This is a genomic window from Cognatishimia coralii (assembly GCF_037478305.1).
In the GTDB taxonomy this organism is placed as follows: Bacteria; Pseudomonadota; Alphaproteobacteria; order Rhodobacterales; family Rhodobacteraceae; genus Cognatishimia; species Cognatishimia coralii.
In genome coordinates this window covers 96,040-112,941 of the sequence record NZ_JBBGAZ010000004.1, presented here as the reverse complement: position 1 = coordinate 112,941, position 16,902 = coordinate 96,040, and the positions used below count along the sequence as shown (strand labels likewise).

Below are 16,902 nucleotides of genomic sequence, written 5' to 3'. Positions count from 1 at the left end.
CACAAAAGCAGCGACTCTCAAGGTTGACTTCGCCCCAGTCTCAGAGGCACATCAGACACATGCAGGCCATGATCCCCTTTCCCGATATTTCCCCCGAGCTTTTCTCGATCTCTTTAGGCGGCTTTGAACTGGCACTGCGCTGGTATGCTTTGGCCTATATCGTCGGGATCATTCTGGCGTTCCAGATTTCCTTGATGGCTCTGCGGCGCGTGCATCTGTGGCGCAACGACGCGGCCCCTATGGATGACGCCCAACTCGAAGACCTACTCTTTTGGGTCACCATCGGCATCATTCTCGGTGGGCGCATGGGCTATGTGCTGTTTTATCAGCCGGGGTCCTATCTATCCGATCCCCTCGCGATCATACGCGTCTGGGAAGGCGGCATGGCCTTTCATGGCGGGGTAATCGGCGTGGTTCTGGCCGGATGGCTGTTTTGCCGCCGTCATGGGCTGGCGAAACTCTCGACGTCCGACATCGTGGTTCTGGGCGCGCCAGTTGGTCTTTTGCTGGGCCGCCTTGCAAATTTCGTCAACGCAGAGCTTTGGGGCCGCCCGACCGACCTGCCTTGGGGCGTCGCCTTTCCAGGCGCTTATGCTCAAGACTGCGGCCAGCTCGCAGGCCTTTGCGCGCGCCACCCGTCGCAACTCTATGAAGCCTTCCTTGAAGGCGCGCTGTTGCTAACTGTGATGCTCTGGCTCGCCTTCCGCAAAGGTGCCTTGAAGTTCCCGGGGCGTATCACCGGCGTGTTTTTCGCAGGCTATGGGCTTGCACGGTTCCTTGTGGAATTCGTCCGCCAGCCAGACGCGCAGTTTGTCACCGAGGGCAACCCGCTTGGCCTTGTCCTGCATCTGAATGGCATCGGCCTGACCATGGGCCAGATCCTATCGCTACCGATGATCCTCTTCGGCCTCTGGATGATCGCCAAAAGCCGGCGCGCGGTACAATGAGCCTGCGCGAGACGCTCATAAATCGCATCCGCACCATCGGCCCGATTTCTGTCGCCGACTATATGACCGAATGCCTTTTGCATCCCGCCTACGGCTATTACGCCACCCGCGACCCCTTTGGCACGACGGGCGACTTCACGACCGCGCCGGAAATCACCCAGATGTTTGGCGAACTTTTAGGCATCTCACTGGCGCAAGCTTGGATGGACCAAGGTTCACCGACCCGTTTCACCCTTGCCGAGGCGGGCCCCGGGCGGGGCACGCTGATGGCAGACCTGCTGCGCGCGACCCGCAATGTGCCGGGATTTCACGACGCAATGGAGGTCCATCTGATCGAGGCCTCCCCCACCCTGCGCGCCAAGCAGGAAGAGCTGATCACCCGCGCCATATGGCATGACGGTGTCGACACTCTGCCCGAACAGCCGACGTTCTTTGTCGCCAATGAATTCCTGGATGCCCTGCCTATCCGCCAGTTCATCCGCGAAGGCTCTGCATGGCGGGAGCGCCTGATCGGCGTCGACCACGAAGCCCTGACTTTCGGCCTTGGCGCAGCCCAGCCTCAACCCGCCCTCACCCATCGTCTTGAAGACACCGAAGACGGCATGATGGTCGAAGTCTGCGAACCTCTCGCGCCCATGATCGACGCTGTCGGCGGCCGCATCAAACGCCACGGTGGCGTGGCGTTGATCATTGACTACGGCGACTGGCATTCTCAGGGTGATACGCTGCAGGCGGTGCAGGATCACAAAGAGGTCGACGTTCTGGAAGATCCCGGCAACGCAGACCTCACCGCCCATGTGGATTTCGAAGCCATCTGCCTCGCGACCCCCTGCAAGTTTTCCCGCGTCACCGCCCAAGGCGTCTTTCTAGAGCGTCTGGGCATCACAAGACGCGCGCAGGATCTCGCGAAATTGATGGAGCCCGCCCAGCTTGAACAGCACATTCTCGCGCATCGACGCTTGACCCATCCCGAGGAAATGGGAAATCTGTTCAAAGTGGTCGCCCTTTACCCAGAGGGCGAAAACCCGCCCCCCGGAGTAGAAGCATGAGCCTTGAAATCCTCAGGTCCGAGAGCCTCGCGCCCATTCAACACGGGTTCTTCACCCGCAAGGGCGGCGCATCCTCGGGGATTTTCCACGGTCTTAACTGCGGCACCGGCAGCAGCGATCTCGCGGACATCGTACGCATCAACCGAGACCGCGTGGCGCAGGCCATGGGTGTTGAGGCACTGAATGGCGTTCACCAAATCCATTCAGCCGACGTGGTGACTGTGACGGAGCCGATCACTGGCGAGAAGCCCAAAGCCGACGCTCTGGTCACCAATATCCCCGGCCAAGCCCTGTCGATTCTGACCGCCGATTGCCAGCCGGTGCTCTTTGCAGATCCCAAGTCGGGTGTCATTGGCGCTGCACACGCCGGATGGAAAGGCGCAGTGTCAGGCGTTCTTGAAGCCACCGTGGACGCGATGGAATCGCTTGGTGCGAAACGCGAGGCGATCCGCGCGGTCGTCGGGCCTTCGATCAGTCAGGCGGCTTATGAGGTCGGGCCGGAACTGCGCGATCAATTTATCGACGGCGATCCAGACAACAGCCGCTTTTTCGCGAAAGGCGACGGGGATCGGTTCATGTTCGACCTCCCGGGCTATGGCGTCCACCGCCTCCAAGCCGCAGGCGTCGGCTTTGCTGAATGGAACGGACATTGCACCTATAGCGATCCGGACCGGTTCTATTCCTATCGCCGCACAACCCACGCCAAAGAAGCGGACTATGGTCGGTTGATCGCGGTCATCAAACTCTAGATCGCCCCCAATTCACCTCTGCAACTCCTCGGATTCACGCCAATCTCGCCGCAACTCTGCCCCATTTCGGAACCAGATTGTTCTCAACAGACAAACAATCCGGTCCGCAAAGGATCAGGCAAGAAGGAGCAGACAGATGGCAAAGCAACGCTTTATAAAATCGATCGTCAAAGCATCGAAAACCGAGGCAGTCGTGCTGCCATGGGCGAAAAAGCGCATCGGCGAGACCGTTCTGGTAAAACCAGCCGCGAAAGCCGCGTAAGAGAATTCTCGAGGACCCCCTACCTTCCAAGCAAAACGACCGTTGGTTCCCCCGGCCAACGGTCGTCTTCTTTTGGTTTGGGGGCTTCAAATAGCTTGAGCGCCCAAGGATTTAACCGAGTCGATCCACCGCGCCACCGCCCCCGGTTTCGGATCGCTGGATTGCGCGAAATGGGTGAACCGCGTGGGGCTGAGGCCGATGAACCCCAGAATTTGCCGTTTCAACTGAGAATGCAGCGCGCTGCGATAGATCAGGCGGAAATACCAGCCCGGCGTGTCGGACGTCAGAATGACCCGCGCCGTCCGCCCCTTGAGCATCGGTTTCGGAAACTTGCCGCTTTTGGTGTCAAAGGTCCGTCCGGGCAGGAAACTGCGATCAATCAACCCTTTGAGCTTGGCTGGTAGACCTCCCCACCACATCGGCGAGGTCAGAACCACGTGATCCGCCCATTCAATCGACTGCAACACTTGCTCCAGATCCGGCTCCAGCGGCTTTGGCTCTTTATAAAGCGCCTGCCCGAAATCCGGATCAAACTCCAAATCGCCGACATTCATCACTCGAACCTCATGCCCTTCGCCCTGTGCGGCATCGGCATAAGTCTGGGCAAATGTTGCCGACAAGGACGCCTCACGCGGGTGCCCATTCAAAACAAAAATCTTCTTCGCCATCTCGCGACTCTCCATAAATTGACCGTGGTCACTTTCATAGATTCCAAAATTGACCATGGTCAATAACTAAATTTGACCAAAGTCACTTTTTCTGTCACACCACGGCTATGGCCGTCCAAACACGCACCCTCAAAACCCGCGCGAAACTTATCGAAGCCGCGCAAAACCGCATCAAAGATGCGGGCTATGAGGCGCTGCGCGTTGAGGATGTGGTGAAGGATGCAGGCGTCGCGAAGGGGACGTTCTTTGCCCACTTCAAAGACAAAGACGCGCTGATGGATCACCTGATTGGGGGTGAAATCCACGCGTTTTTGGACGAGGTGGAGCTGATGGAGCCGCCAAAGAGCGTCGATGAAATCCTAGACGCTCTGATGCCGTCCTTTGAGTTCATGACCCAGGAACGTTTTGTCTTTGACGTGATTCTTAGGCATTCCGGCGCGGCACAAAACAGCGAGATCGGCGCGATCGCGCAGACCTTCATCCGCCACGGCACCGTCATGGCGCATTGGCTGGCCCATGGACCATTTCGCAAGGACATCGACCCGGCGCTGATGGCCGATGGCGTCGGAGCCTTCCAAATCCAAGCCCTCGCCCTACACTTTTGCACAGCGCATAACGGTATTTCGATCAGAGATCGGATGGAGACTTACTTGAACGCCTGGCTTTTGCCTAAGCCGTCCGGCTGATCCGTTCTTCTAGTACGTCAAACGGCACGCCCGGTTCATCCTTGGCACCACGAATGACCAGCGATGTTTTCACGCTCGCAACATTCTCGGCCTTCAGCAGATCCTCAGTTAGGAAGGTCTGAAACGTCGACAGATCCGGCGCGCAGCATTTCAGGATAAAGTCCACTTCGCCATTCAGCATGTGACACTCGCGCACCAAAGACCAATCGCGGCAGCGGTCTTCAAAGGCGCTTAGATCCGCTTCGGCCTGACTGATCAGCCCAACCATCGCGAAAACCTGAACCTCAAAGCCCAACTCGCGCGCATCGACCTCGGCGTGATAGCCGCGAATATAGCCTGATTCCTCAAGGGTGCGCACACGGCGCAAGCAAGGCGGCGCAGAGATCCCCACGCGCTTGGCCAGCTCTACGTTGGTCATACGACCATCCGCCTGAAGCTCTGCCAGAATCTTGCGGTCAATCGGATCCAAACGATATCCCGTCATGTGCCTCGTTACCCCTCTGCAACTTTGCAATTCTTATAGCACCCGCCGATGCGCGCGCAATAATATTTCGCGATTTCCACGATGACTGGAAAGTGAGCCTTGATATCGCGCGCTCTGCCGCTTGGGGGTTTTCGCCCGCGTCCCTTATGTCTATATCCCTGTGACGCGAAATTTTAGGCAATCGGGTGGCCCATGGCAGAGAGCAAACATACCAAAGTTCTGATTATCGGATCAGGCCCAGCGGGTTACACCGCAGGCGTCTACGCAAGCCGCGCGATGCTGAACCCGATTCTCGTGCAGGGCATTGAGCCCGGCGGTCAGTTGACCACAACCACCGAGGTCGAAAACTGGCCCGGTCACACAGAAATCCAGGGCCCTGACCTGATGGTCAACATGGAGGCGCATGCCCGCGCCATGGGCACAGAGATCATCGGCGACATTATCAACGAACTCGACACGTCCGTGCGCCCCTTCGTGGCCAAAGGCGACAGCGGCACGACCTATACCGCAGACGCGGTGATCCTCGCGACTGGCGCGCGCGCAAAATGGCTGGGCATGGAAAGCGAAGAGAAATTCAAAGGATTTGGTGTTTCCGCCTGTGCGACCTGTGACGGCTTCTTCTATCGCGGCCAAGAGATCGTGGTGATCGGCGGCGGCAACACAGCCGTTGAAGAAGCGCTGTTCCTGACGAACTTCGCTTCTAAAGTGACCCTTATCCACCGCCGCGATGAGCTGCGCGCTGAAAAGATCCTGCAAGAACGCTTGCTGAAGCACGAAAAGATCGAAACGCTGTGGTTCAACACTTTGGAAGAAGTCGTCGGCACCGACATGCCTCTGGGCGTGACCGGCGTGAAAACCAAAAACGTCAACACAGGCGAGATCACCGAGATCCCTTGCGCCGGTGTCTTCGTCGCAATCGGCCACGCGCCAGCGACGGAGCTCGTGAAAGACGTGTTGGAAACCCACAACGGCGGCTATGTCAAAGTCGAAGCGGGCAGCACCCGCACTTCGATCCCCGGCATTTTCGCCGCCGGTGACCTGACCGACCACGTCTATCGCCAAGCGGTGACCTCGGCGGGCATGGGCTGTATGGCGGCACTGGATGCTGAGAAATTCCTGGCGGAACAGGAATAAGCGTTCCAACAAATTGATACACCTGCGGTCAGAATTCCACGTTTGACCGCAGGCGTGTGATTTCCCTCTTATTTTCACACAAGACTTGGCTCAAAAACGCTTTTATGAGATACGTTCACCCGTGAACAAACAATGAGAGCCGTGTCGTGGCCGAAACTGAGGCACATATCAGCAGCGAAGAGGACCAGCTTTTCCGCCTTTTGCGGCAGCTGGATATCGCCCCTGATGCGCCGCAACGTGCGACTGCTGAGGCGGTTGGCCTGTCGCTTGGCCGCCTGAACGCTTTGCTGCGCGACGCCATCGACCAAGGCCTCGTGCGCATCGCCCAGCGCCCGGGCTCTGACAAACGCCAGCGCAATTCCTATGCGCTGACCACCAAAGGCGCTGGCGAAAAGAACCGCCTGACGGATCTTTTCCTCGCCCAGAAACTCGCCGATTACGAAGCCCTGCACGCAGAGCTGACCGGCACGAAAATCGGCCTTGTGCCGCTTAAATCCAGGACGGAACCCATGCAAAACAACCTCGCTCCTATCCCAGAGCTTTATGTGTCCTATGACTCAGCGCAAAAGCTGAAAGTCGAGGCGGCTGATCTGACCAGCCACGACCTGACCCCGCGCCAGATCTGCGATTTGGAGCTGTTGATGAACGGTGGCTTTAACCCGCTGAAGGGCTTCCTGAGCGAAGAAGACTACAACGGCGTCGTGGAAAACATGCGTCTGGCGGATGGCCAGCTCTGGCCAATGCCGATCACTCTGGATGTCTCTGAGGACTTCGCCGAGAGCATTGAAATCGGCCAGGACATCGCTCTGCGTGACCAAGAGGGCGTGATCCTTGCGACCATGACGGTCACAGACCGGTGGGAGCCAAACAAATCTCGCGAAGCCGAGAAGGTTTTCGGTGCGGATGACGACGCACACCCTGCCGTGAACTATCTGCACAACCAAGCGGGCAAAATCTATCTTGGCGGACCGATCACCGGCATCCAACAGCCTGTGCATTACGATTTCCGCGGCCGTCGCGACACGCCAAACGAACTGCGCGCCTATTTCCGCAAGCTGGGCTGGCGCAAAGTCGTTGCCTTCCAGACCCGCAACCCGCTGCACCGTGCGCACCAAGAACTGACCTTCCGAGCCGCCCGCGAAGCGCAGGCGAACCTGCTGATCCACCCTGTTGTCGGCATGACCAAACCGGGCGACGTCGATCACTTCACCCGCGTGCGTTGCTATGAGGCAGTGCTGGACAAATACCCAGCGGCCACCACCACTATGTCGCTCTTGAACCTGGCGATGCGTATGGCGGGCCCACGCGAAGCGGTTTGGCACGGTCTGATCCGTAAAAACCACGGCTGCACCCACTTTATCGTCGGTCGCGACCATGCAGGCCCTGGCAAGAATTCCGCAGGCGAAGATTTCTATGGCCCATACGATGCGCAGGATCTGTTCCGCGAACACCAGGACGAAATCGGCATCGAAATGGTCGACTTCAAACATATGGTCTATGTCCAGGAACGCGCCCAATACGAGCCAAATGACGAGATCAAAGACAAGGATGATGTGACTATCCTGAACATCTCGGGCACAGAACTGCGCCGCCGTCTGGCAGAGGGTCTTGAGATCCCCGAATGGTTCTCATTCCCAGAGGTTGTCAAGGAACTGCGCAAGACCAAGCCGCCGCGTTCCAAACAGGGCTTCACCGTCTTCTTCACCGGCTTCTCTGGATCAGGCAAGTCCACGATTGCGAACGCCTTGATGGTGAAACTGATGGAAATGGGTGGCCGCCCAGTGACGCTGCTGGATGGCGATATCGTGCGGAAAAACCTGTCCTCCGAGCTGGGTTTCTCCAAGGAACACCGTGACCTCAACATCAAGCGCATCGGCTATGTAGCGTCTGAAATCACCAAGAACGGTGGCATCGCGATCTGCGCGCCCATCGCACCCTACGCGACCACCCGCCGCCATGTGCGCGAAGAGATCGAGCAATTCGGTGCTTTCGTTGAGGTGCATGTCGCGACCAGCATCGAGGAATGCGAACGCCGCGACCGCAAGGGGCTCTATAAGCTTGCGCGCGAGGGCAAGATCAAAGAGTTCACCGGGATTTCGGACCCTTACGATGTCCCAGTGGACCCAGAGCTGAGCGTTGAGACCGAGAATGTCGAGGTCGACAACTGCGCCCACCAAGTGCTGCTCAAGCTGGAAAGCATGGGCCTGATCAAAGCCTAAAAACAATAAAGCGCGGCTCAAAAGGCCGCGCTTTTTCAATATCTCGGATCCTTTAAAAGGATCCGACGTCGATTTCTTTCAAAGAAATCGTGGCTCCGATCAATGCACCGTCACAGGCGCATAATCATTCTGGCGCGCCAAGGCAAAGGCCAGGTTGCGCTCTTTCACAACAGCCAGACGCTCGCCATCCGCCCCATGCACCGCATAGAGCGTCTCGATACCTTCGACTTGCTCTTGCATGTCGGCAGGTAGGTCAGCCACCGCGACCTCGCGCACATACACCATGCGGTGTTCGTTTGGGGTTTCAAAATCATATTTGCTGATCATACTGCTCACCCTTTCTTAATGTTGATGGTCTGAACCACGGTTTCCGGCCGCGCCTGCGTCAGATCGACGTGCAATAGCCCGTTCTCCATGATCGCCTCGCCCACTTCGACACCATCTGCCAAAACGAAAGAACGCTGGAACTGACGCGCAGCGATTCCTCGGTGCAGGAACACGCGATTTGCCCCGTCATCATGCTGCCGCCCACGGATCACCAGTTGGCGATCCTCCACCGTGATGCTCAGATCTTCCTCGGCAAAACCGGCCACCGCCAGTGTGATCCGGTAGGAATGATCCGAAGTTTGTTCAATGTTAAAAGGGGGATAGCCGCCGTTTTCGGCCTTTGCCGTGCGCTCTACAAGGCGCTCCAGCTGTTCAAATCCCAGCATATGGGGATAGGACCCCAAAGTCAGTTTGCTCATCGTGATGTCCTTACGCGAAGCGACGATCTTAGGTTGCGGGCCCCTCTCAGGCAGCCCTTCGTTAAGAAATATGGGCATCAAAATCGCCAAGTGCAAGGGCTTTGCTTATGCAGCCTAAAGGCGTATCTTTGGGATAAGCCAATAACATGAGCCCCTTATGACCGGACTAGACAAACTGGAGATGAAGACAGACGAGGTTCTGCGCGTCGAGCTCCAGGTTTTCAAACAGGAACACCGCGATCTGGACGAGGCCATCGAGGCCCTGATCGAACGCGGCACCAGCGATGTTCTGACGATCAAGCGTCTGAAAAAGAAGAAACTGCTTTTGAAAGACAAAATCGCCTATATCGAAGACCGTTTGACCCCGGATATCATTGCCTAGAGGCCGCATCTGAGTATAGTGCGCGCTCCATTGATCACCGGAGGCACAAATGGCCGATATCAAAGTGGGCATCATCATGGGCAGCCAATCAGACTGGCCAACCATGAAAGAAGCAGCGGATGTTCTGGATGAACTCGGCGTGGCCTATGAAACCAAGATCGTCTCGGCCCACCGCACGCCGGATCGCCTGTGGGACTATGGCAAATCGGCCGTGGATCGTGGCTTGCAGGTGATTATCGCAGGCGCCGGAGGGGCCGCGCATTTGCCGGGCATGATGGCGTCCAAAACCCGCGTTCCCGTAGTCGGCATTCCGGTGCAGACCAAAGCGCTGTCTGGCGTGGACAGCCTTTATTCCATCCTGCAAATGCCACGCGGCTTTCCTGTTGCAACTATGGCCATCGGCGCAGCTGGCGCGAAAAACGGTGGCCTGATGGCAGCGGGCATTCTGGCCCTGCAAGACGAGGCTTTAGCGGCTCGTTTAGACCAGTGGCGCGCGGACCTTTCTGCCTCCATCGCGGATGAGCCAGAAAAGTGAGCCGTATCGGCTTCATAGGTACGGGTCACATCGCAGCCCCTATGGTGCGGCGGATGGTGGCTTTGGGCCATGAAGTTACCGTCACGACGCGCAATGCAGAGGTCTCGGCAGACCTTGTGGCCAGCCACGGCGTTAAAGCGTTTGAGCCGCAAGAGGTTCTGAACGCAAGCGAGATCGTATTCATCTGTCTTCGCCCAGCCGTCGCGCCGGACATATTGTCCCAACTCATTTTCCGCCCCGAGCAGCAAATCATTTCGGTGATGGCAGAGCACAGCGAGGCCACTCTTCTAGAACTGTGCAACCCCGCCACGAGCATCACCCGCACGATCCCTCTTGGTTTTGTCGAAAAAGGCGACTGCCCTCTGCCTGTTTGGGGCGACGCGGGCCTCATCACCGCGCTTTTCGGATCCGACAACACGATCCTACCGATGCCCCAAGAGGATGGCTTGAACGCGATCCTCACCGCGTCTGCCTTTATGGCGAGCCAATTGAACCTTCTGAACACCGTGGCCAACTGGACCAAATCCCAGATCGGTGACGCCGATGTCTCCGAGGCCTATATCCGCACGCTCGTTTCGGGGTTCCTCATGGCGATGCCGCGTGATACGGGCAGCCTTGAAGCGGAACGGGATGGGCTGACGCTGCCGGGGTCTCTGAACCGACAGGTGATGGAGGCTCTGCAAGAGGCGGGCACCCATGCAACCCTCACCCGTGCCCTTGATGATGTGTATGAAAGGCTGACCTCAAAATGAGCACCCCCCTTCCGATCGGCAGCACCATTGGCATTCTGGGCGGAGGGCAACTCGGTCGTATGCTCTCGGTCGCGGCATCTCGGCTCGGCTACAAAAGCCACATCTTTGAACCCGGCGCGAACCCGCCCGCGGGTCAGGTCGCGGATCAGGTGACGACGGCCGCCTATGAGGACGAAGCGGCACTCAAGGCTTTTGCCGATGCGGTCGATGTCATCACATATGAATTTGAAAACATCCCGACCTCTGCTCTGGATATCCTCGAGGCCCATCGCCCGATCCGCCCGGGTCGTGAGGCTCTGCGTGTCAGCCAGGACCGCATCACGGAAAAGGATTTCCTGACCGGCCTGGGCCTGAAAACCGCGCCCTACGCTCAGATCGATACCGCCGAGGATCTGGCCAAGGCGATGACAGAGATCGGCACGCCCTCGATCCTGAAAACCCGCCGTTTCGGCTATGACGGCAAAGGTCAGGTGCGCCTGTCAGAGGACAGCGATCCCGCGGTCGCAATGGAAGAGGTCGCGGGTGCGGCGTCCGTTCTGGAAGGGTTCGTCAATTTCAGCCACGAAGTCTCGGTGATCGCCGCGCGCGGCACCACAGGCGAAGTCGCCTGTTATGATCCCGGCGAGAACGTCCACGAAGGCGGCATCCTGCGCACCACCACAGTCCCGGCTCGCCTGCCCGGCTCCATGCGGATGGATGCAGTTCTGATCGCCAGCCAGATCCTGAACGCGCTGGATTACGTAGGAGTCATGGGGGTCGAACTATTCGTCACGCTCGAAGGCCTTATCGTAAACGAGATCGCGCCACGAGTGCATAACTCAGGCCACTGGACGCAGAACGGCTGCGCCGTCGATCAGTTCGAACAACATATCCGCGCTGTCGTTGGCCTGCCTTTAGGCGATGGCAAACGCCACAATGACGTGGTGATGGAGAACCTGATCGGCGAAGACATGGACCGCGTGCCGCACCTGTTGAAAGAGCCGCATGTGGCCGTGCATCTTTATGGCAAAGCCGATGTGAAAGCGGGCCGAAAGATGGGCCACGTGAACCGCGTCACCCCTGCAGGCTAACGCAACATTTCAAAGCGGCGGGGCCAGAAATCTCTGCGCTGCACCACCAGACATATAGGTGATGTTACCCCCGACCACGGTCGCCTCAATCTGTCGTGTCTCCTTGCGCAGGATCACCAGATCGGCGCGCAGCCCCGCGGCGATCTCTCCGCGATCTGTGAGGCCCAAAATCCCCGCCGGCCCCGAACTCACCAAAGCCCAGGCCTGCGCCAGCGACGCCACGCCCTCATCCACCAGACGAAACACCGCCTGTTTCATTGCCGGATAATGATAGTCGCTCGCCAAAGCGTTACAGAGCCCATCTGCGATCAACTCAGCCGCCGACAAACGCCCGGAATGAGACCCGCCCCGCACGACATTCGGTGACCCCAGAATAACCGGAGCCCCCACCGCGCGATGCGCCTCTGCAGCTTCGCGCGTGACCGGAAACTCACCGATGCTCGCCCCCAACTCGTGGAAACCTTGCACCTGTTCCGCTGTCTCATTGTCATGTGCACCCAAGCGCACCCCGCGCGCAGAAAGACGTGCGGCGAGCTCAGGCAGAGCGGCAGTTACTGCATCCGATTGCGCATGCAACTTTTGAAGCAACGCCAGATGCGCTTCAGGTGAACGCCCGCTTTTCAACGCCTGCCCCGTCAACCGAGGCGGCTTTTTCCCCTTAGCCAAGGCCGCATGCGGTAGATGATCGTTAAAGACCACATAGGGCACGTCGTATTCGGCCACCAACGCTTCAAACTCTGCGTATTGCGCCAGTAGATGCGTCTCAAAACGCAGTTGCACGCGCGTATCTGTCAGCATCTGTGCCGCATGATGCGCCGCCAGAAACCGCGCCGCAAACTCCGTGCCGCGCATGCCGCCTTCCCAACTAAAAAACTGCGCCAAAACAGCGGTCCCGATGCCATTGGACGCAAGCTCTGCATCACTCGAGGCCAGCCCCTGCCCCAAATCCTTCAGCACGCCGCGACGCGGCGCGAGATGACGTTCAAACCCGTCGCCGTGAATATCCACAAAGGCCGGACAAATCATATAGTCGCTTAGGTCGATCTCACGCGCATCCGTATCGCTCTGCAAGAGACCGTCGCAGATGCCAAGATCCCGCGCTTCAAGGCCATTAGCCCCCAGAACCTCGGCACCGGTCAGGCGAAGTTTCACACTCATGTCGGCCTCTCAACTCTAATCAAGAGCGCCTAATAACGCCTCGCCCAGTGTTTTGGAATGATCAAACCGTCCGTTGTTTAGAAAGGCCTTGACCTGCGCAATCACCAGCGGGTTGTTCATCATGAACGTATGGCTTGTGTGGACGACGATGTGATCCGTCATCCCCGCAACTTTGGTCGAACTGACCGAGACCTTACCGTCGTCATCGCCTTCAACCAGCGCTGAATAGACCGGGTTAAGCGAGATATCCCCCGCGATCACGCCCAAGGGAAAGGCCACATCCGGCAGATCTCCGGTCACGCCATCTGTGCCCAATTCCATGCCTGCAGGCCCGTTGATCCACTCAAACAGGGCCCAGTCGCTGAAAGTGTCCACGATTTCAGACCCGTGATTGGGCGGGCCGAGCATCACCACATGGCCTAGGGTGGCCTCATCGTTCTCGCTCAGCCAGGCCCTCAGAAGGATGCCACCCATGGAATGGGTGACCACATGAGTTTTCGCGCCGCCACAGGCTGTAAATGCCCTGGGTAAGGTCGCATTGGCGAGTGTTTTGATCGAGGCAGAGGTCGAGGGATAGGGCTGGTTCACAACCCGATAGCCCTCGGCCTCAAGCGCCAGCTCCATGACCGCAAAGGACGCATCCGTCCGCGCCAATCCATGCAATAGCACGACGCAGTCCTGGGCCAGGGCCGCAGCGCTTGTCGTCATCCAAAACAAACTGGCGATCAAAATCCTCATGGCGTCTATTTAAGTACAAGCCACAGCGAATCCAGCGTCAGAGATCCCAGACCACGCGCAACCCTTGATGCGTAGTCGTGCTATCAGGCGAATTCCCAGAGCGCGCCGCGATCCTATACCGGTAGCAATAGCTCTTGTGGCACAGAAAAGAGCCGCCCTTCAGGAGTTTATACCCTTTGATCTCGGCCTGCCGCGCTTTGACCTCTTTCTTCATCGAGCGCAGGCGAAACGGTTCTGATGTCCATTCCCAGACATTTCCCGCCATATTGAAAAGCCCATAGCCATTGGGTTCAAACGACCGCGCGGGGGCCGTGGCGCGATAGCCATCTCGCGCTGTGTTCATGTCAGGAAACTGCCCCTGCCAGATATTGCAAGGCGTGAAGTCGCTGTCATTGGGATCCTGATCGCCCCAGGGGAAGCGCACATCCCCCAGCCCTCCGCGCGCCGCATGTTCCCACTCGGCTTCCGAGGGCAATCGGCCTCCGACCCAGTCGGCATAGGCCTTGGCGTCATTCCAGGATATTTGCACAACAGGATGGTCCGGCAAAGCCGCGTCTTCGGTGCCCGGCCCGTTAGGTGCGTTCCAAACCGCGCCCTCGACACGCCGCCACCATTGTACATTCACAACAGCCCGCGTCGCGCCCACGCTCTCGGGTACCTGCGCCCAGAATACATAAGACCACCCAAAACGCTCGGCCTCGGTGACATAGCCCGTGGCCGCGATGAACTCTGCAAACTGCGCATTCGTGACCGTGGTCGCCCCCATTAAAAACGGGGCCAGCCGCTGCTGGCGCAGAGGGCTCTCACAATCCAGTGGAATAAAGGCCTCGCGGGTCCCGACCAGAGCCTTACCCCCCAGGATTTTCACCGCATCCTCGGCGACACGTCGCGCGCCTTCGATGGGAACCGAAGGCGCGTCGCTGGGTTCACGCCCGGAGAACGGACAACAAGACATCAGCCGCGCTTAGCCGCACTTGCTATAGCCGCAGCTCGTGCAGGTCATGCAGCCTTCGACCATGTTGAGGCTATAGTCACCACAGCTCGGGCAGGCCTTGCCACGCGGCGTTTCACCCACGGCGACGACTTCTGCCTTTGGGTCCGTCTTCAGCCCCATGCCCTCGCCTTCGATAAAGCCTGTGGCCACCATGTGCTTTTCAATCACGCCCCCGATGGCCGCCAAAATGGACGGGATATATTTCCCTTCCATCCAGGACCCACCACGCGGGTCAAATACGGCCTTGAGTTCCTCAACCACGAAAGACACGTCGCCACCACGCCGGAACACGGCCGAGATCATCCGGGTCAGCGCCAGCGTCCAGGCGTAATGCTCCATGTTCTTGGAGTTGATAAAGATCTCAAACGGACGACGATGCCCGCCCATGACCACATCATTGATGGTCAGGTAAATCGCGTGTTCGCTGTCATGCCACTTGAGCTTATAGGTCGCGCCCTCAAGGCTTTGCGGACGTTCCAGCGGCTCGGACATATAGATGACTTCGCCTGTGTCTGCGACCTGATCGGCGGGGCTTTCGCCTGGCGCTTTCTCTTCGCTTTCGCTGACCGTCAGGACAGATCCGGTGATGTCATTTGGACGGTAGGTGGTACAGCCCTTACAGCCCGTATCCCACGCCTGCATGTAGACGTCTTTGAAAGCGTCAAAGCTGATGTCTTCAGGGCAGTTGATGGTCTTGGAAATGGATGAATCGATCCACTTCTGCGCAGCCGCCTGCATACGCACATGGGCTTCGGGCGCCAGCGTCTGGGCGTTCACGAAATAGCTCGGCAGTTCCTTATCGCCAAACTTGTCGCGCCAGAGTTTGACCGCATAGTCCACGACCTCTTCTTCGGTCCGGGACCCGTCCTTCTGCAGCACTTTGCGCGTATAGGCATAGGCAAAGACCGGCTCAATGCCGGAACTCACGTTGCCTGCATAAAGGCTAATCGTGCCCGTCGGCGCGATTGAGGTCAGCAGCGCGTTGCGGATGCCATGCTCCGCGATCTCGGCTTTCAGATCCTCATCCAGATGCTGCACCAAACCGCCGTTGACGTATTTGTCCTTGTCGAAAAGCGGGAAGGCCCCCTTCTCTTTCGCCAGATCCACAGAGGCTTTGTAGGACGCATGGGCAATCGCCTTCATCCAGGCCTCGGTCTGCGAGGCGGCCTCTTCGGTGCCGTACTCAAGACCCAACATCAGCAGAGCATCCGCAAGGCCGGTCACACCCAGACCAATCCGCCGCTTGGCCTGCGCTTCCTGAGCCTGCGCATCCAGCGGGAATTTCGAGGCATCGACCACGTTGTCCATCATCCGCACAGCAGTCGTCACCAGCTCTGTCAGAGCGGTCTCACACAGATGCGCCCCTTCTTCGAACGGGTAATAGACCAACCGCGCGAGGTTGATTGACCCCAACAAACACGCGCCATAAGGCGGCAGAGGCTGTTCGCCACACGGGTTGGTCGCCGCAATCGTCTCGCAATAGTTCAGGTTGTTGGCCTGATTGATACGGTCGATAAAGATCACGCCCGGCTCGGCCTGATCATAGGTGTTCTGCATGATCTTATTCCAAAGATCGCGCGCATTGACGGTTTGATACACCTTGCCGCCGAACTTCAACTCCCAAGGGCCATCCGCCTTGACCGCTTCCATAAAGGCATCCGTAACCAGCACCGACATATTGAACATACGCAGGCGTGCGGGATCTGATTTCGCGGTGATGAATTGCTCCACGTCCGGGTGGTCGCAGCGAATGGTCGCCATCATCGCGCCACGACGGCTACCGGCCGACATGATGGTACGGCACATGGCGTCCCAGACATCCATGAAGGACAAAGGCCCCGAGGCATCCGCCGCAACGCCTTTCACATCCGCGCCGCGCGGACGAATGGTCGAGAAATCATAGCCAATGCCACCGCCCTGCTGCATCGTGAGCGCGGCTTCTTTAAGCATATCGAAAATACCCGACATGCTGTCTGGCACCGTACCCATGACGAAGCAGTTAAACAGCGTCACCTGCCGTGCCGTCCCAGCCCCCGCTGTGATGCGACCTGCCGGCAGATATTTGAAATCCTCCAGAGCAGCATAGAACTTGTCTTCCCAGGCGCTTGGATCTTTTTCCACCTTCGCCAGATCGCGCGCAATCCTGCGCCAGCTGTCCTCAACGGTCTGATCAATCGGCGTGCCGTCCGCTTCTTTAAAGCGATATTTCATATCCCAAATGCTCTCAGCGATAGGGGCGGCAAAACGGCTCATCAGCGATATCCTTGTTTGGCAGAAGGGCTACAGAATAGCCCGATCAGGGGCTTTTTACTAGGTCAACGAAACTAGC

At 58.2% G+C, this 16,902-nt stretch carries 19 protein-coding genes; 11 read left to right on the top strand and 8 right to left on the bottom strand.

All coding sequences use genetic code 11. From position 1 onward, the window contains the following. Positions 1-59: 59 nt before the first annotated feature. The 4 genes from lgt (at position 60) to WG622_RS09360 (ending at position 3,007) form a co-directional block, all read left to right on the top strand. On the top strand, positions 60-947 hold the full coding sequence (gene lgt, locus WG622_RS09375) for a prolipoprotein diacylglyceryl transferase (RefSeq protein ID WP_339403359.1): 888 nt from the start codon (positions 60-62) through the stop codon (positions 945-947). After that, on the top strand, positions 944-1,996 hold the full coding sequence (locus WG622_RS09370; protein ID WP_339403358.1) for a class I SAM-dependent methyltransferase: 1,053 nt from the start codon (positions 944-946) through the stop codon (positions 1,994-1,996). Before lgt ends, WG622_RS09370 begins: the two co-directional genes overlap by 4 nt. Next, entirely contained in the window at positions 1,993-2,745 is a 753-nt protein-coding gene (gene pgeF, locus WG622_RS09365; RefSeq protein WP_339403357.1) for a peptidoglycan editing factor PgeF, read from the top strand. Before WG622_RS09370 ends, pgeF begins: the two co-directional genes overlap by 4 nt. Positions 2,746-2,881: 136 nt before the next feature. After that, positions 2,882-3,007 (top strand): hypothetical protein, encoded by a 126-nt coding sequence (locus tag WG622_RS09360; RefSeq protein ID WP_339403356.1) that lies wholly within the window; start codon positions 2,882-2,884, stop codon positions 3,005-3,007. Positions 3,008-3,093: 86 nt separating this feature from the next. On the opposite strand, the gene WG622_RS09355 is transcribed toward WG622_RS09360, so the two are convergent. Continuing rightward, a complete protein-coding gene (locus tag WG622_RS09355; protein ID WP_339403355.1) occupies positions 3,094-3,675 on the bottom strand; it encodes an NAD(P)H-dependent oxidoreductase in 582 nt (193 codons plus the stop codon). A 107-nt stretch (positions 3,676-3,782) separates the two neighbouring features. Here WG622_RS09355 and WG622_RS09350 point away from each other — a divergent pair, with 107 nt between their 5' ends. Further along, positions 3,783-4,361 (top strand): TetR/AcrR family transcriptional regulator, encoded by a 579-nt coding sequence (locus tag WG622_RS09350; RefSeq protein ID WP_339403354.1) that lies wholly within the window; start codon positions 3,783-3,785, stop codon positions 4,359-4,361. Here WG622_RS09350 and WG622_RS09345 read toward each other — a convergent pair. Next, positions 4,345-4,845, bottom strand: a complete 501-nt coding sequence (locus WG622_RS09345; RefSeq protein ID WP_209357188.1) for an Lrp/AsnC family transcriptional regulator — start codon at positions 4,843-4,845, stop codon at positions 4,345-4,347. The genes WG622_RS09350 and WG622_RS09345 overlap by 17 nt on opposite strands. Before the next feature lie 192 nt (positions 4,846-5,037). Between WG622_RS09345 and trxB the strand changes: the two genes are divergently transcribed. After that, entirely contained in the window at positions 5,038-5,979 is a 942-nt protein-coding gene (trxB, locus tag WG622_RS09340) for a thioredoxin-disulfide reductase (protein WP_339403353.1), read from the top strand. A gap of 146 nt (positions 5,980-6,125) precedes the next feature. After that, positions 6,126-8,198, top strand: coding sequence for a bifunctional sulfate adenylyltransferase/adenylylsulfate kinase (locus WG622_RS09335; RefSeq protein ID WP_339403352.1), 2,073 nt, complete (start codon positions 6,126-6,128; stop codon positions 8,196-8,198). Positions 8,199-8,297: 99 nt separating this feature from the next. Here the strand turns inward: WG622_RS09335 and WG622_RS09330 are convergent, their stop codons facing one another. Next, entirely contained in the window at positions 8,298-8,525 is a 228-nt protein-coding gene (locus WG622_RS09330; RefSeq protein WP_339403351.1) for a DUF1150 family protein, read from the bottom strand. A gap of 5 nt (positions 8,526-8,530) precedes the next feature. Next, the gene (locus tag WG622_RS09325) at positions 8,531-8,944 is read right to left on the bottom strand and encodes an Hsp20 family protein (protein WP_209357192.1); all 414 of its coding nucleotides are present in this window, start codon (positions 8,942-8,944) and stop codon (positions 8,531-8,533) included. Positions 8,945-9,101: 157 nt separating this feature from the next. On the opposite strand from WG622_RS09325, the gene WG622_RS09320 reads away from it, so the two are divergent. Genes WG622_RS09320 through WG622_RS09305 form a run of 4 tightly spaced genes read left to right on the top strand, consistent with a single transcriptional unit; the run spans position 9,102 to position 11,683 of the window. Next, complete coding sequence (locus WG622_RS09320; RefSeq protein WP_209357193.1) at positions 9,102-9,326, top strand: YdcH family protein; 225 nt, start codon at positions 9,102-9,104, stop codon at positions 9,324-9,326. A gap of 49 nt (positions 9,327-9,375) precedes the next feature. Further along, positions 9,376-9,861 carry a 5-(carboxyamino)imidazole ribonucleotide mutase gene (purE, locus tag WG622_RS09315; RefSeq protein ID WP_339403350.1) on the top strand — a complete coding sequence of 162 codons (486 nt, stop codon included), beginning with the start codon at positions 9,376-9,378 and terminating at the stop codon, positions 9,859-9,861. After that, positions 9,858-10,613 carry an NAD(P)-binding domain-containing protein gene (locus WG622_RS09310; protein ID WP_339403349.1) on the top strand — a complete coding sequence of 252 codons (756 nt, stop codon included), beginning with the start codon at positions 9,858-9,860 and terminating at the stop codon, positions 10,611-10,613. Before purE ends, WG622_RS09310 begins: the two co-directional genes overlap by 4 nt. Then, positions 10,610-11,683, top strand: coding sequence for a 5-(carboxyamino)imidazole ribonucleotide synthase (locus WG622_RS09305; protein WP_339403348.1), 1,074 nt, complete (start codon positions 10,610-10,612; stop codon positions 11,681-11,683). The genes WG622_RS09310 and WG622_RS09305 overlap by 4 nt, the downstream gene beginning before the upstream one ends. 9 nt (positions 11,684-11,692) lie before the next feature. On the opposite strand, the gene WG622_RS09300 is transcribed toward WG622_RS09305, so the two are convergent. The 4 genes from WG622_RS09300 to WG622_RS09285 all read right to left on the bottom strand — a co-directional run bounded on the left by WG622_RS09300 (position 11,693) and on the right by WG622_RS09285 (position 16,826). Beyond that, the gene (locus tag WG622_RS09300; protein ID WP_339403347.1) at positions 11,693-12,841 is read right to left on the bottom strand and encodes an alpha-D-ribose 1-methylphosphonate 5-triphosphate diphosphatase; all 1,149 of its coding nucleotides are present in this window, start codon (positions 12,839-12,841) and stop codon (positions 11,693-11,695) included. A gap of 15 nt (positions 12,842-12,856) precedes the next feature. Next, the gene (locus WG622_RS09295; RefSeq protein WP_339403346.1) at positions 12,857-13,549 is read right to left on the bottom strand and encodes an alpha/beta hydrolase; all 693 of its coding nucleotides are present in this window, start codon (positions 13,547-13,549) and stop codon (positions 12,857-12,859) included. 67 nt (positions 13,550-13,616) lie between these two features. Next, a complete protein-coding gene (locus tag WG622_RS09290; RefSeq protein ID WP_339403345.1) occupies positions 13,617-14,534 on the bottom strand; it encodes a formylglycine-generating enzyme family protein in 918 nt (305 codons plus the stop codon). Positions 14,535-14,543: 9 nt separating this feature from the next. Beyond that, the gene (locus WG622_RS09285) at positions 14,544-16,826 is read right to left on the bottom strand and encodes an adenosylcobalamin-dependent ribonucleoside-diphosphate reductase (RefSeq protein ID WP_339403344.1); all 2,283 of its coding nucleotides are present in this window, start codon (positions 16,824-16,826) and stop codon (positions 14,544-14,546) included. Positions 16,827-16,902: the final 76 nt, after the last annotated feature.